The sequence below is a fragment of the bacterium genome, assembly GCA_024742285.1.
Classification (GTDB): Bacteria; Myxococcota_A; UBA9160; order UBA9160; family UBA4427; genus UBA4427.
The window spans coordinates 77390-91807 of the sequence record JANSYR010000013.1; the positions used below are offsets into that span (position 1 = coordinate 77390).

Sequence of the window (14418 nt, forward strand, 5' to 3'; positions counted from 1 at the left end):
GGCAACTCCGGTGGATCGCACCGGGCCGTTTACCCGAGCGACAACCGTGAGTGCACGGAATAGGGAATCCGCGTCGCTCGAGGTCGTTCGAGCGACGTCACGTCGGCCTGATTGCGGGCGCGCTGCCGCGCGTGTGCCGGCGGTCTGCGGCCCGGATCGGCCTCAGTGGAGCCGGTAGAGCTTCGCCGCGTTGTCGTGGACGACCGACTGGATCTGCTCCTCGCTCATCTTGCTCGTGATCTCGTCGATGATCTTGCGTGAGTTCGGGTAGGTGCCGTCGCCGTGGGGGAAGTCGGTGGCCCACATGACCCGCTCGAGGTTCACGGCGTCGATCACGTGCTCGACCGAGTAGTCGTCCTGGAACGTCGCGTAGATGTTCTCGTGGACGTATTCGCTCGGCTTTCGCTGGATCGCGCCGGCGTCCATCCACCAGCGGTGGCGCTCCCAGGCATGGTCGAGGCGGAATGCGAAGTGGGGGATCCAGCCGGCATCGTTCTCGACCATGATGACCTTGAGGTCCGGGTGCCGATCGAAGACGCCGGAGAGCACCATCATCATCACGATGTTCTGGTTCCCGCGAATGGTCACGATCTGCTGGATCATCTTGGGGCCGCGCACCTGCATGCCCATCTGATCCTTGCCGGTCAGGATGTGGAAATTGATCGGCATGCCGAGGTCGATGCTCGCTTCCCAGATCGGGTCGTAGAGGGGCGAGTCGTAGTCCTCGAAGTGGGGATCGCCGCCGGGCATGACCCCGCGGAAGCCCATCGCCTTGGCCTGCTCGATCTCCTTCACGCCTTCCTCCGGAGTGCGGAAGGCGACCTGGGCGATGCCCAGGAGCCGGTCGGGGGCGGTCTCGCAGAACTCCGCGAGCCAGCGGTTGTAGGCGTCGAAGCAGGCCTTCTTGTAGTCGACGTCTTCGTGGTGGCAGATCGCCATGCCGACGCTCGGGTAGATGACCTCGGCGGTCACGCCTTCCTCGTCCTGGATCTTCAGGCGCTCCTTCGGGTCGTAGCCCGCCGGATGGATCTCGTCCCAACCGACCGGGATGCCCCACTTCTCGGGCGCGACGCCGGCGCGGCAGAGCGAACCCATCGGGACCTTCAGGTCGAGCCCCGGGACTTCGATGAAGGCGCCGAGGGTCTCCTCCGAGGTCGAGTTTCGAGGGCGCCGGTCGCGGTACTTCCTCTCGATCGAGGCGTAGCAGTCCTCGGTCTCGGCGATGTGCGAGTCGGCGGAGATGAGAGGGCGGTTTCCGATGGCCATGGCGCGGGTCTCCGGAGCGGTGGGTGTGCTGCCAAGCTAGCAGGGCACGGCCGTGCGCTCCCCTGCGCGATCGAGTGATCCCGGGCGCAGTCGCGCGCCGTCCCGTCGCGGGGGGCCTCAGGCGCTCGGAGGACAGGCGTCGAGGCGCAGCGCCACGCTCGTGGGCGGCGGCGTCGCCGGGTAGGCGCCGATCACCGAGGAGATCCGGGCGACGGCGTACTTCTCCATCTTGAGCGCATGCATCGCCTCGACGGTCGGGCGGTCCTCGAAGAGCACGGGGACGACACATCGCGTCTCGCCCCGCCGGAGCATCTGGATCGGCACGCCGTCGAGGGCGTGTTCGACGGCCTTGGTCTTCGGCATGCCGAGCCACTCGCCGTGCTCGTCGTCGACGATCCAGAGCCTGAGCTCCGAGGGCCGGCCCCCACTGTCGGTCGCGTAGAGGGAGATCACCTCTTCGAGCTCGGACATGATCGCGTAGGTCCCGGAGAAGAGGACGACGGGCGTCGCGGCGAGGGCGATCCAGCGGAGCACGCGCGGCGTCGCCGCCGCGACGAGCAGGGCGCCGACGGTGATCGAGCCGAGGCCGCCGAAGAGATTGCCGCGTCGCGGGAAGGCGTAGGCGCCCTCGTGCTGGAGGCGGACGAGGAAGACGGTCAGGCCGAGGGCGATCAGTGCCCAGCCGACGAGGGGCACGAGGCGATTCGGCGCGTTCGGCTCGGACACGGGGCTACGCGAGCTCCCAGCGCGTCGTGCCTTCGTCGACTTCGTGCCGGCGTACCCGGCCGTCGCGTTCGAGCTTCTGCAGGTGCGACGTCACGCTCTGGCCGGCGGCGGCGTGCAGGTTCTCCGGGTAGCCGACGTAGATTCGCTTCACCATGTCGGGGACGAGGCGATCGCCCGCTTCGAGGGCGCCGAGGACCTGCTGTTCCCGCTCGAGTCGGTGGGCGAGATATTCTTCGACTTTCGCGACGCCGGCGTCGATCTTCGGTCCGTGGGCCGGGTAGATCCAGGTCGGCGCCTCGTCGCGCAGCCGTTCGAGGGAGGCCATGTAGTCGGCGAGGCTGCCCGTCGTCGCGGGGATCACGGTCGTTCCGATCCCGAGCACGTTGTCGCCGGAGAAGAGGCTGCCTTCCTCCTCGAGGAGGAAACAGAGGTGGTCCGGGGCGTGGCCCGGCGTGAAGAGCGCGCGCAGGCGCGCGCCCTCGGTCTCGACGACGTCGCCATCCGAGATCAGCTCGAGCTTGCCCTCGGCGAGGTCGTCCGGATGGGCGACGTTCGCCTCGGCGTCCGGTCCACTCGGCCCCGGACCCGCCGCGGCCGGCCAGGGCTTCTTGTAGACGGGGATGTCGTTGCCGAAGTGGCTGCGCACCTGCTTCACGCCGCCGATGTGATCGGGATGGGCGTGGGTCAGGACGATGCCTTCGATCTCCTTGCAGCCGGAGCTCGCGATCGCTTCCTCGAGGAAAGGCATGTAGGAGTCGAAACCCGAGCCGGTATCGAGGAGGAGGCGCTTGTCGCCGCTGCCCACGAGGTAGGTGTTGGTTCCGGGGCCGGTGAACATGCTCGGATTCTGCCCGAGGGCGACGCTCACGAGAGGGGACAGCTTCGCCACGTCCGGCAGCTCGGAGCCGCCGAGGATCTCGGGGGACTTCTCGGACACGCTGACGCTCCTATTCGCCGGCCACGGTCATGGCGGAGATCCGGATGGGCGGCGAGGCCGTGCGGCCACGCCAGACGAGCTCGCTGCCGATGCGATCGATCGACTGGAGCATGTCGCCGAGGTTCCCGGCGATGGTGATCTCCTCGACCGGGTGGACGACTTCCCCGTTCTCGACCCAGAGACCCGCGGCACCGCGCGAGTAGTCCCCGGTCGTCGGGTTGAAGCCCATGCCGATCAGCTCGGTCACGACGAGGCCGCGGTCGAGCTCGGCGATCAGCTCGTCGAGGGTCTTCTCTCCGGGCTCGAGCCACAGATTGGTCGTGCCGACGCGCGGCGCGGAGCCGGTCCCGCGCGCCGCGCTGCCCGTCGAAGGCAGGTCGAGCTTGCGGCCCGAGTAGGTGTCGAGGAGCCAGGTCTCGAGCACGCCGTTCTCGACCAGCACGTTGCGCCGGGTCGGCTGTCCTTCGCCGTCGAAGGGTTTGCTCCCGAGGCCGGTGGGAAGTCGGCCGTCGTCGATGATCGTGACGGCGCTCGCCGCGATCGACTCGCCGAGCTTCTCCCCGAGGAAGGTCGACTCGCGGTAGACCGAGTAGCCGCTCACGCACGAGGCGACCTGGCCGATCAGGCTCGGCGCCGTCATGCCGTCGAAGATCACCGGGACCTCGCAGGTTTCCACGCGCTTGCCGCCGAGCCGTCGGATCGCCCGCTCGGCGGCCTTGCGACCGACCGCCGCCGCGTCCTCGAGGTCCGCGAGGCGACGCGCCGACGTCATCCAGTAGTCGCGCTGCATCGAGTCGCCCTCGCGGGCCAGCGGCTCCGAGAAGAGTCCGTGACTCGCCGACTCGTAGCTGCCGAGGAAGCCCTGGCTGTTGCCGTAGACGACGCGGGCGTGACCGCTGCTCGCCTGGCTCCCCTCGGAGTTGTCGATCCGGGGGTCGAAGTCCCGGGCGGCGGCCTCGGCCCGCTTCGCGTCCTCGATCCGGGCGTCGAGGGAGACGTTGCGGTCCGCCGGGTCGAAGAGCTCGAGGTCCGGAAGGTCCGTCGCGAAGCCACCCTCGGGCAGGCCCGCGGACGGATCCGCCGCGGTCGCGCGGGCGAGGGCGACGGCCTCCTCGGCCATGCGTGCGACCGCGTCGGGGGCGAGGTCGCTCGTCGACACGATCGAGGTCCGTCGGCCTTCCTTCCCGTCGACCAGGGCGCGAATGCCGAGCCCGCGCTCCTGGGCCTGCTTCACGAACTCGATCTCGTCGCCGCGGACGCGGACCTCGCGGTCGTCGCCTTCGACGAGCAGGACGTCCGCCTGGCTCGCGCCGGCGCGAGCCGCCGCCTCGAGCGCGTGCTGGACGACGGCTTCCATCTCGGCCTGCGAAGCGCTCATCCTTCGGTGCCTCCGACGGTCAGGTCGTTCACCCGGATCGTCGGGAGCCCGACGCCGACCGGGACGCCCTGGCCGTCCTTGCCGCAGGTGCCGACGCCTTCGTCGAGGGCGAGGTCGTGACCGATCCGCGTGACACGGGTCAGTACGTCGGGTCCGTTCCCGATCAGGGTCGCGCCCTTCACCGGGCGACCGATCCGACCGCCCTCGATCCGATACGCCTCGCTCGCGCTGAAGACGAACTTGCCGCTCGTGATGTCGACCTGGCCGCCCCCGAACGAGACGGCGTAGAGCCCGTCTTCGACACCCGCGAGGATCTCCTCGGGATCATCCTCGCCGGCGAGCATGAAGGTATTGGTCATGCGCGGGAGGGGAAGGTGGGCGTAGCTCTCGCGGCGACCGTTGCCGGTCGGCTCCACGCCCATCAGCTCGGCGTTCAGTCGGTCCTGCATGTAGCCGACGAGGACGCCGTTCTCGATCAGCACGTTGCGCTTCGACGGCGTCCCCTCGTCGTCGACGTTGATCGAACCCCGGCGTCCGGGGATTGTGCCGTCGTCGACGACGGTGACGCCCTCGGCGGCGACCCGCTGGCCCATCTTGTCCGAGAAGGCACTCGTCTTCTTGCGGTTGAAGTCGCCTTCGAGCCCGTGTCCGATGGCTTCGTGAAGGAGGATCCCCGGCCATCCCGGGCCGAGCACGACGTCCATCGCGCCGGCGGGGCAGGCCTCCGCCTCGAGGTTCAGCAGCGCGATCCGGACCGCTTCGTCGACGAGGCCCTTCCATCGCGAGGGCTCGCGCATCGCTTCGAGCTCGAAGCGGCCCCCCGCCCCCTGGTAGCCGACCTCGCGGCGGCTGCCGTCGGCGGCGAGGACCTGGACGTTCACGCGCACGAGCGGGAGCACGTCCGCCACGCGCGTGCCGTCGCTCGCGGCGACGAGCGTGTGCTTGTGCTGGCAGACGATGCTGGCCATCACCTGGCTGATCTTCGGGCTCTTCGCCCGCGCGTAGGCGTCGATCTCGTTGAGCCAGTCGACCTTCGTGGCGACGGGGACGTCGGTCGGCGCCGTCGCGATCGGGTAGAGGTCGTGACCGCCGGCGCCGCTCGTGATCGCGACGGGAGCGCGTTGGCGGGTCTCGTCGGCGATCGCCCGGGCGGTGCCGGCCGCGAGGCGGGCGCTCTCGACGCTGATCTCGTCGGAGTGGGCGTAGCCCTGGCGTTCACCGCGCACGGCGCGGACGCCGACACCCTGTTCGAGGTGGCGATCGCCGCTCTTCACGATGCCTTCTTCGAGGGAGACCGAATCGGTCGTGGTGTACTCGAAGTAGAGATCCGCGTAGTCCACCTGGCGCTCGAGGGCGGTGTCGAGGGCCTCGGCGAGGCTTCCGTCGTCGAGGTCGAAGCGCTCGCGGAAGAAGTCGAGGGCGCGATCGGCGCTGGTCTCCGTCGGATCGGAGGCGCTCATGTCTTGTCGGCCTTTCTCGCGATGGCGGCTACGGCGCCGCGTCGCACGCGAAGACTGCGGGGGCGGCCCGGAGAGTAGCGGTCGCAGCGGGATCAGGTCGGATCGACGAGGGCCGCTGCGACGGCGGTGGCCAAGGCTTCGGGTGTCGGGAGAGCGCGGACGTCGACCACGGTGATCCCGAGGTCACGAATGGCGGCGAGGACTTCGTCGGCGTCGTCGCCGACGTAGACCAGGCGGTCCACCTCGACGCCGAGGGCCTCCGCCGAGGCTGCGAAGAGGGCGGCGTCGGGCTTCGCGCGGCCGTGCCGACAGGGTGTCTCGATCGAATCGAAATAGTCAATGATTTCAAGATCTTTCAGGATCTCCGGGAGGCGATGGTCGAAGTTGCTGACGACGCCCATCGGGATCGATCGCGTGCGTAGATGGGCGAGCAGACCCTCGGCCCCGGCGCGGGTTCGCCAGGCGCCCGAGGCGCGGTACGCATCGAAGAGGGCGCCGGCGAAGCCGCGGAAGTCCGAGAAGCGCGCGGTGCTGTCCGTGGCCTGAAACGTCTGCCGGATGACCTCGAACCACCACGCCACCTCGCCTTCGCGGCGCGCTTCCTCGTCTTCGCCGTCGAGGCCACGCGGACCGGCGTGACGGAGGATGCGGCGAAAGCCGTCTTCGAGCCGCCAGGCGGGCAGGTCGACGCCGTACTCCCGGGCGACCCGCGCGTAGACCTCGCCCACGGGCTCGGTCGGCTCGATCAGGGTGCCGGTCGCGTCGAAGGCGACCGCGGCGCGCGGACTCATCCGTCGGATCCGCCCGGCCGTTGCGCGGTCGCGACGAAGCTCGGCGGCAGGTCGCGCTTCGCTTCCGAGGCGTAGCGACGGATGCGCGTCGCTTCGAGTCCCGCAGCTTCGATCCACTCGCGGAGCTGGGCCTCTTCGAAGCCCAGCCAGAGCAGACCGAGCTCTTGCTCCATCCACTTGTGCTCGTGGATCCCGAAATCGACGAGGACGACCTGGCCTCCGGGACGGACGATGCGGGCCATCTCGGCGATCGCGCGGCCCGGCTCTTCGAGGGAGTGGAGCACCATGTGGGCAAAGACGGCGTCGACGCTCGCGTCGTCGAGCGGGAGCGCGTGGGCATCGCCCTCGCGAAACGCAAGGCGCCCCGGGTTCGTCGGGTCGAGCTCGGCCGCCTTGTCGCGGGCGGCCTCGAGCATGCCGCCGGAGCGATCGATGCCGATCACGTCGAGGCCGAGGTCGGCGAGCTCGAGCGCCAGGACGCCCGTGCCCGTGCCGATGTCGGCGACCCGGAGTCGCGGCGGGACGAGGGTCGTGGTCGCGCGGGCTCGCAGGAGGTCGTCGCCGAAGACCGTCCGCAGGGCGTCCCACTCGGGGCCGACCTCGTCGAAGAAGCTCCGACCCGAGAGCGCGCGGGCCTTCCGCGCCGCGAGGGTCTGACGCAGGAGCGTGTCGTCGCGTTCGGCGGTCGGGTCGTCGGCGAAGGCGCTTCGGGAGAGAGCCCAGGCGTCGATCCACGGGCCTTCGTCGGGCAGCGCCAGGCGGTAGGCGACGAAGGTGCCGTCGCGTCGATCGGTGAGCAGGCCCGCCTCGCGCAGGATCGCGAGGTGCCGGGATACGCGGGACTGCGCCATGCCGAGGATGTCCATCAGCTCTCCGACGATCAGCTCCTCCTGCTCGAGGAGACGAAGGATCCGGATCCGCGTGGGATCGGAGAGCGTCTTGAACACTTTCTGGAGCGCCTCGGCACCGCTGCTCATCCGTCCGGGTCTCCCTTCGTCACCGTGGGGTCGCGGGCTGGAGCTTCGGGTTCGCGGCCGTCCCCGATACGCGAACCGCGAGGGTGCCGTCGGGCCCGAGACGGAGCCCGGCGCTCGGCGCCAGTCGCTTCAGCGTCGCGTCGAGAACCTGCAGGTCGGCCCGGAGATCGAGAGGCGGGGACTGGCTGCGATGGACGAGGCCGATCTCGCCCTCGATCGTCCCGGCGACGACGTCGCCTTCCAGCACGACGTCGGAGATCCGCGTCGCCCCCGATTCGAGGATCTCGACGACCCCCGTCGTCCGGGAGAACGGGATCTGGACCGGAAGCATCGAAGTCTGGATCCGGAGCGAGGGGCTCCCGAACTCCACTCGACCGCGGAGCGTCCCGTCCGGATCGAGGGCGACGTCGGCGTCCGCTTCGAGCCGCCCGGCCAGCTGCAGATTGCGCGTGTCCAGCCGGAGCGGCAAGCGCGACAGCTCCACGTCGCTCACGCGCCCGACGTAGGCCGGCGCCTCACCGAGCCGCAGGACGCCGTCCGCCGTTCCGAGCCCGGTCTCGGCCCAGATCCGGATCGTCGGCTCGCCGCCGAACCACGACGTCGAGAAGCGGGGCGCGATCTCGAGGGTGAAGATCCGGACCCGATCGACGGCCGGGTGGCGGATGCTCACGTCGTTCGCGCGCAGCACCGGCCCGCGCGCCGAGATCGCGGGGGACAGCGCGTTCACCTCGACCTGCGCCGCGCTCACCCGGTTGATCTCCCAGGCGACCCGCCGCCCGAGCGCGTCCCAGGGGAAGAGCAGGATCGCGAAGAGCGCGAAGAGCAGCACGCACAGCGGCACCGCGATCGCGCGCGGCAGGAATGCGCCCCCCGCGCCGCCCAGAGAAACGTTCGATTCGGACACGCGCAGACTCTACCGGGGATCCGCCGCCGCCGCGCGTCCCCGACCCGCCGCGACGAATTCGGCGAAGCCGACCGATCGCGAGGCCCCGTCGCCGAGCGCCCGCAGGCGACAAACGAGCCGAGCGCCCGCAGGCGACAAACGAGCCGAGCGCCCGCAGGCGACGAACTAGCCCAGAGGTTTGAAGGTCGAGACCGAGAACGTGACGTCGATCAGGTCCTGGGCGGGCTGGTCCCCGCGCGCGCGTCCCGGCCGGCGCTTCACGCGCAGGCTCTTGACCGAGAGCGGCTGCTCGTTCGTCTCGATGCTCGAGAGGTAGGAGACGGCCTGGCGGAGCGTGACGTTCTTGAGGCTGACCTCGACCTTCGTCTCTTCGTAGTCGTCGCTCTCGCCCGACTGTCGCTTCTCCATCGAGGTCGGCTTGACCCCCGCCCGGGCGGCGAGGGATTCGAGGAGCGTCAGCAGATTCTGTTGGTTGCGCGTCTGCTGGATGCGCTGCTCGACGAGGTCGAGGCGCCCGTGCAGGCCGTCCCACTCCCGCTTCATGCGCACCATCATGTCGAGGTCGCGGGAAGCCTCGTCCGCTGCGGCGGACGCGCGATCGCTCGCCGACTGGATCGGCAGCAGGATGCCGACGAAGAGCAGGAGCACGGCGAGGGCGCCGCCGGCGATGGCGACGAGGATCCGCTCCCGCGGCATCAATCCGTCCCAGACGACGAGGAGGCGGCCGAAGAGATCCTTCATGCCTCGCCTCCCGGCGTCGCGAGGGGGATGTTCACGTTGAAGCTCACCCCGCCGGTCTTGCGATCCTGGCGCACGGAGCCGGCGACCTCGGCGCCCTCGAAGGGGCTCGTGTCCGAGAGCACGCTCGTCAGGCGGTCGGCCGCTTCGTAGCCCTGGGCGTCGACGTCGAGGCGGATCACGTTGCGATCGATGCTGACCTCGGTGATCCGGACTTCGAGGTCCTCGGGGATCGCCGAGGAGAGCTCGGCGAGCAGGTTCAGCGCCGAGCGGTTTCCCGAGAAGAGCCCGAGGAACTCGGCGCGCTCCTGGGCGGCGGCGAGCTCGCCGCGAAGCGCGGCCGCGGGATTCGCCGGGGGGGTCGTGCGGTCGGGGAAGGCTTCGCTGTAGAGCCGGGCGGCGGCCTCGCGGTTGCGGCCGGCGCGCTGGTTCTGGATCACGATGCCGGAGAGCGTGCTCACGAAGAGCAGTCCGACCAGAATCGCAGCGAGGATGGCGGTCGGACGGAGCTCGCGACCGAAGACGTCGCGGAGATCCTGGCGATAGGCGAACTCGCCGCGGCGGAAGTTCATCCGCGTGACCGCTTCGCCCGAGAGGCGCAGGGCGAGGGCGAGGGCGGGCCCGAAGAGGACCGGGTCGACGCCATCGGCGAGATCCGCGTGCGGAGCATCCGCCGGCATCCGCAGCGGGTGGCAGTCGAGTCCGGTCCTTCGCGAGAGCAGGGCGTCGATTCCCTCGAGGCGCGCGCTGCCGCCGACCAGAGTCAGCGTGGCTTCACGGGCGACGGGCCCCTCGCCGTGGCGGGCCTCGGCGGCTTCGAGGGTTCGAACCGCCTCGCGGGCGATGCGGTCGAGGATCGCGACGACGCCGGGGGAGGTCGCGCCCCCCTTCTGACCGAGGGCGCCGTGCTCGAGCTTGCGCTGCTCGGCGGCGTCGAAGTCGAGCCCGAGCTCGCTGGCGAGCGCCTCGGTCATCGCCTTGCCCGCCACCGGGATGCTCCGCGCGAGCGCCGGGCGGCCGTCGATCACCGCGCAGAACGTGGTCTTCTCGTGCCCGATGTCGGCGATCAGATGCGTGCCGGTCAGGGCGAAGACCGGCGCCAGGTTCGCGAGGACCAGGCCTTCGGCCTCCAGGACCTGCGGAGGGCAGCCCGCGTCTTCGAGGGTCTGGACGGCGACGCCGACGTGCTCCTTGCGCGCGAGGGTGGCGGCGACGACGCCGTGCTGGCGGTCGCCGGCGAGCAGATTCCAGTCGACGATGATGTCGTCCAGGTCGAAGGGGGTCTCGGCCTCGATCTCGAAGGGGATCGCCTGCTCCAGGCGCCGCGCGTCGGAGAAGGGGAACTCGAGGCGACGAGTGGAGAGCTGGCGCGTGGGCAGGGCGGTGGCGACCTGCTCGGTCGGCAGGTGGTGCATGCCGAGGAAGCGCTGGAGGTGATCGCCGAGGGGCGCTTCGGCGTCGACGCGGGGATGGACCCGGTACTGGCCGGGGGCGATCGTCCGCGGTGAGACCTTGAGCTCGACGGCCTTGATCCCGTGGCTCCCCACGTCCAGGCCGAGCACGCTGCGCTCGAATAGCGCGGCCATCGATCTCCCCCCTTGCGGCGCCGGCGCCCTTCGCCGGCTCTTTCTGAATCGTCCGATACGGGGCCGGGCCTGTGACCTTCTCCCGTCTTTTACGTCACCGGGGACCGGCAGCGGTTCGGAAGCCCGCTGGCAACGGCGCATCCGGCACGCCCGACGCGACGGCCGGCCTAGTCGTTTCCCCGCAGGCGCCGCCAGGATAGCAGCTGGGGCCCCGAACCCGGTCGCGTGTCGTAGATGGCTTCGAACCGGCGCTGGATTCCGCGAACCGTGGCGCTGGCGGTGACCCTGAAGACGGCCGGCTTCGCCGGCAGCTGCACCGGGGGGTACAGCTCGCCGTTGGCGAGGTCGCCGCTGCCGATCTCGCCCAACGCGACGCATCTCGGATCGCCCCCCGCCGAATCGCAGGCGAGCTTGTTCTTCTCGCGCAGGTCGAAGAGATCCTCCACCAGTCGATCGTCGATCAGGCGCCGATTGCCGCTGGTCCCGGCGTAGACGAGCTTGAGGACCCAGGGCTCCGCGCGGTTCAGGTTGATTCCCTGCTTGCCGCCGATCGGGTGGACCGTGACGTAGTTGCGCAGCTCCGCGACGAGCGGGGGATCCACTTCCTCGACCAGGGCCAGCTGGTCGACGGAGACCAGCGGCCGGTTCCAGGCGCGATAGGGCGGGTCCTGGCGGCGGTAGTACTCGTCCTCGCTCCGGCCGTTGATCGCCGTCGTGTCGCCGTCGATGAAGTCGAGGATGTTCTCGGCGATCGCCTTCGAATCGTAGGCGCGGGTACTCGCGTCCTGGGGCATGCCGTCGATCACGTACTGGAGGACCTCCGTCAGGTACTCGACGGCCTCCTCGCTCGCGCCGTCCTCTTCCCCGTTCTCGACCAGCTCCTCCGCCTCGCGCGCCCGCTCGTCCGCGTCGTCGTCCGTCTCGCTCGAATCGAGCGCGGCGCTGTCCGCCGCGGGTTGGGCCTTCGCCGGGACCAGCGCGTTCAGATTGAGCTTCGCGCCCTCGTCCTCGATCTCGATGCGGAGACTGCGGGCCTCGCCGAGATCGATCGGCACGTTGCCGATCCCCTGCCACAACGCGTCGGCGCCCCCGGCGGCCAGGCTCGCGCCCGCCTCGCCGCCTTCCGCTCCGCCTCCGCCGAGCGGATTCCGTGCGTCGCCCCCGTCGGTGGCCTGCTTGGCCCGAACCACGACGAGGAGCACCTCCGCGAGGCGCAGGCCGCCCCGGGCGAGGGCGTCCGCCTCGGCGGCGTCGAGGCGGTTCGCCGAGACCGTCGTGTCGATCATCGCGCGCCGTTGGAACGCCGTGACCGCGATGATCATCGCGGCGATCACCACGAGGACGAGGATCAGCACGATCCCTCGCTCGCGCCCACGGCGATCGGTTCGCCGGCTCACGGCAGGTCCTCGCATGCCGACGGGGCCGAGGCGGCCACCGAGGCCCAGCCTTCCTCGATCTCGCTCCAGCAGGTCGTCGTCGATGCGTTCAGCAGGTCGCAGAGATCCGCGTCGCCATCGCAGTCGGCTTCGACCAGGTCGACGAACCACTCGTCGTCGATGTCCGCGCAGTCCGAGATCGTGGCGCAGTCGGCTTCCGCGTCGTCGATTTCCGTGGCGACGAGGGCGGCGATGTCGATCGGCTGGTTCATCGGCAACGCGACCGACCGGGCGCGCACGCGACCGGGGACGAGGTTGGCGCCGGAGCCGTCGTCCTGGCCGTGTCGGGCCTGCTCGTAGAGGGAGAGTCTTATCTCCGTCGCGACGGGGAGGGGTGCCTCGCCGGTGCCGAGGCTCGAGTCCCAGTCGTCGAGCGCGTTGCCCTCGAGGTCGGCGAAGGTCGCTCCGAAATCCGCGAGGCCCTGAGCCACTCGTGCCGAACGCGCGTCGTCGGCGTTCGGCAGGCGGCGTGCGGCGTCGGTGGGCGGGCGCAGGGAGCGCCAACGCCACAGCGTGTAGCTCGGTCCCGAGGCGACGTCCGGGCTGTCGGGATCGGCTTCCTCCTCGGTCAGGAAGTAGACGACGTCGACCCAGGTCGACGCGTGCTCGCCGAGGTTGCCGCGGGCCACGTTCTGGGTCTGGAAACGGAGGGTCCGTGCGCCGAGCTCGCCGACGTCCTCGGCGAGGAAGAGCCAGGGGTGATCGCGCGCGTCGCGCGACTCCGCGCGGGTCAGGTAGAGCGCGCCCTCGAGGTCCTGGGCCAGAAGGTCGAGGGCTGCGGACGCCGTCGTCTCGACCCGCATCTTCTCGAGCGCGACCTCCTGCTGGCGGCCACTCTCGCGAAACGTCCCGATCACGAAGAGCATCACGACGATGGTCACGAGAAACGCGCCCATGACCTCGATCAGCGTGAAGCCAGCGGCCGGCCGGTTCATTCCGCCCCCTGGATCTGCTCGAGCATCCTCTGCACGTCCCCGTCCGCGGCCGCCTCGGGGTCGTCGAGGTTCGTGCCGTCCCCGAGCCCCGCCGAACCGAAGAGGTCGGGCAGCGCCTGACGGGCACCCTCCCAGTCGAACGCATAGGTCGTTCGGCCTTCGGAGAACGGAGGCTCTCGGTCTCCCCATTCGACGCGGATCTCGTAGCGAAGGATGAAGGCATCGAGGCCGGGCGCGTGCAGAGCGATCATCGGTCCGATCATGCCGCCCCCCGTGAGGGCGGCGAGGGAGGCCTCGTCGTCGCTCGGGCCGCTTCCGCTCCCTCCGAGATCGTCGACGGCAGGCTCCGACCAGAGTCGGATCCGATAGTCCTCGAGCTGTTCCTCGCGATCCTCCGGCGGCTTCTGCTGGCTCGCGAGGGCCGCTTCGAGCTGGGCGAGCTCGCGTTCCGCGATCTCGCTCGCCTCGAGGCGGGCGGCCGTCGAGGCGACGCGCTGGATCAGCTCGCCGCTCGTGCCGACCAGCACGGCGAACGCGGCGACGAAGATCAGCACGGCGCCGAGGACCTCGAGGAGCGTGAAGCCCGCGGAGTCACGGGCCGCGCGGCGAGGAGAACTCACGAGCGGGCCCCGCCTTCGCGGACGCGCACCCGTTCGAGCAGGGCCTCGACCTCGAGGGTCAATCGTTCATCGTCGGCGTCCGCGATCTCGAGCGCCAGGGGTTCGGTCGTGCCGTCGGCCTGGAACACGATGCCGAAGTCTCCGCCTTCCACCCAGCCGGTCGGGCCGTCGACGCCCACGAAGTAGAGCGTGTCCTCGAGCCAGCGGAACGTGCCCATCGTGGCGTTGGGGATCGGGTAGTAGTCGAGCTCGTCGCCCTTGCGCGGCGGCACCAGGTCGAGGAGCGGCCCGTCGTCGTCGGGTGCGTCCGCGCCGCCCGGGAAGAGGCCGGCGAGTCCGCCGGGGTCTCCGCCTTCCCCACGCCCGAAGGCCCGGTCCTCGGTCACGTACCACTCGATCAGGTAGCCGCCTTCCTCGAGGTCGACGAGCAGACGGTGGGGAACGCCCGTCATGACCGCGCGCTGCCGGGCGAAGCGCAGGCGATCGGCGATCTCCTCCGCCTCGTTGTGGAGCGGGTCGAAGGCCGGCCCGCCCATGCGCGGCACGCCGATGGCGAAGACCATCGCGATGATCGCGACGACCGCGATGATCTCGATCAGGGTGAAGCCGGCCCGACGGTTTCGCTCTCGGACCGAAGGGAGTGCGCGGGAGACCGGCGTCACGG

Annotated in this window: 14 protein-coding genes; all 14 read right to left on the reverse strand. The window is 70.3% G+C overall.

What is annotated here, in order from left to right:
* Positions 1 to 162: 162 nt before the first annotated feature.
* Positions 163 to 1266 carry an amidohydrolase gene (locus tag NXI30_21300; GenBank protein MCR9096766.1) on the reverse strand — a complete coding sequence of 368 codons (1104 nt, stop codon included), beginning with the start codon at positions 1264 to 1266 and terminating at the stop codon, positions 163 to 165.
* A gap of 117 nt (positions 1267 to 1383) precedes the next feature.
* Positions 1384 to 1992 carry a hypothetical protein gene (locus NXI30_21305; protein ID MCR9096767.1) on the reverse strand — a complete coding sequence of 203 codons (609 nt, stop codon included), beginning with the start codon at positions 1990 to 1992 and terminating at the stop codon, positions 1384 to 1386.
* Between the two features lie 4 nt (positions 1993 to 1996).
* Positions 1997 to 2929 (reverse strand): beta-lactamase-like protein 2, encoded by a 933-nt coding sequence (locus tag NXI30_21310; GenBank protein ID MCR9096768.1) that lies wholly within the window; start codon positions 2927 to 2929, stop codon positions 1997 to 1999.
* 10 nt (positions 2930 to 2939) lie between these two features.
* A complete protein-coding gene (locus tag NXI30_21315) occupies positions 2940 to 4307 on the reverse strand; it encodes a TldD/PmbA family protein (protein ID MCR9096769.1) in 1368 nt (455 codons plus the stop codon).
* A complete protein-coding gene (tldD, locus tag NXI30_21320) occupies positions 4304 to 5767 on the reverse strand; it encodes a metalloprotease TldD (protein MCR9096770.1) in 1464 nt (487 codons plus the stop codon). Before tldD ends, NXI30_21315 begins: the two co-directional genes overlap by 4 nt.
* Before the next feature lie 92 nt (positions 5768 to 5859).
* Complete coding sequence (locus tag NXI30_21325; protein MCR9096771.1) at positions 5860 to 6558, reverse strand: HAD-IA family hydrolase; 699 nt, start codon at positions 6556 to 6558, stop codon at positions 5860 to 5862.
* Complete coding sequence (locus tag NXI30_21330) at positions 6555 to 7535, reverse strand: metalloregulator ArsR/SmtB family transcription factor (protein MCR9096772.1); 981 nt, start codon at positions 7533 to 7535, stop codon at positions 6555 to 6557. Before NXI30_21330 ends, NXI30_21325 begins: the two co-directional genes overlap by 4 nt.
* Before the next feature lie 19 nt (positions 7536 to 7554).
* A complete protein-coding gene (gene gspN / locus NXI30_21335; protein ID MCR9096773.1) occupies positions 7555 to 8439 on the reverse strand; it encodes a type II secretion system protein GspN in 885 nt (294 codons plus the stop codon).
* A gap of 165 nt (positions 8440 to 8604) precedes the next feature.
* Positions 8605 to 9180 (reverse strand): type II secretion system protein M, encoded by a 576-nt coding sequence (locus NXI30_21340; GenBank protein MCR9096774.1) that lies wholly within the window; start codon positions 9178 to 9180, stop codon positions 8605 to 8607.
* Positions 9177 to 10763: a pilus assembly protein PilM gene (gene pilM / locus NXI30_21345; GenBank protein ID MCR9096775.1), complete on the reverse strand. Its 1587-nt coding sequence runs from the start codon at positions 10761 to 10763 to the stop codon at positions 9177 to 9179. The genes NXI30_21340 and pilM overlap by 4 nt, the downstream gene beginning before the upstream one ends.
* A gap of 167 nt (positions 10764 to 10930) precedes the next feature.
* Positions 10931 to 12160, reverse strand: a complete 1230-nt coding sequence (locus tag NXI30_21350) for a general secretion pathway protein GspK (protein MCR9096776.1) — start codon at positions 12158 to 12160, stop codon at positions 10931 to 10933.
* On the reverse strand, positions 12157 to 13134 hold the full coding sequence (locus NXI30_21355; protein ID MCR9096777.1) for a type II secretion system GspH family protein: 978 nt from the start codon (positions 13132 to 13134) through the stop codon (positions 12157 to 12159). Before NXI30_21355 ends, NXI30_21350 begins: the two co-directional genes overlap by 4 nt.
* On the reverse strand, positions 13131 to 13754 hold the full coding sequence (locus NXI30_21360; protein MCR9096778.1) for a hypothetical protein: 624 nt from the start codon (positions 13752 to 13754) through the stop codon (positions 13131 to 13133). Before NXI30_21360 ends, NXI30_21355 begins: the two co-directional genes overlap by 4 nt.
* Positions 13751 to 14416, reverse strand: coding sequence for a prepilin-type N-terminal cleavage/methylation domain-containing protein (locus NXI30_21365; GenBank protein MCR9096779.1), 666 nt, complete (start codon positions 14414 to 14416; stop codon positions 13751 to 13753). The genes NXI30_21360 and NXI30_21365 overlap by 4 nt, the downstream gene beginning before the upstream one ends.
* Positions 14417 to 14418 lie beyond the last annotated feature (2 nt).

Bases quoted from the DNA above. Each gene is read 5' to 3' on its own strand.
- NXI30_21355 (MCR9096777.1), bottom strand. From the start codon at position 13,134: ATGAACCGGCCGGCCGCTGGCTTCACGCTGATCGAGGTCATGGGCGCG.
- NXI30_21330 (MCR9096772.1), bottom strand. From the start codon at position 7,535: ATGAGCAGCGGTGCCGAGGCGCTCCAGAAAGTGTTCAAGACGCTCTCC.
- NXI30_21315 (MCR9096769.1), bottom strand. From the start codon at position 4,307: ATGAGCGCTTCGCAGGCCGAGATGGAAGCCGTCGTCCAGCACGCGCTC.
- NXI30_21300 (MCR9096766.1), bottom strand. From the start codon at position 1,266: ATGGCCATCGGAAACCGCCCTCTCATCTCCGCCGACTCGCACATCGCC.
- NXI30_21340 (MCR9096774.1), bottom strand. From the start codon at position 9,180: ATGAAGGATCTCTTCGGCCGCCTCCTCGTCGTCTGGGACGGATTGATG.
- NXI30_21325 (MCR9096771.1), bottom strand. From the start codon at position 6,558: ATGAGTCCGCGCGCCGCGGTCGCCTTCGACGCGACCGGCACCCTGATC.
- pilM (MCR9096775.1), bottom strand. From the start codon at position 10,763: ATGGCCGCGCTATTCGAGCGCAGCGTGCTCGGCCTGGACGTGGGGAGC.
- tldD (MCR9096770.1), bottom strand. From the start codon at position 5,767: ATGAGCGCCTCCGATCCGACGGAGACCAGCGCCGATCGCGCCCTCGAC.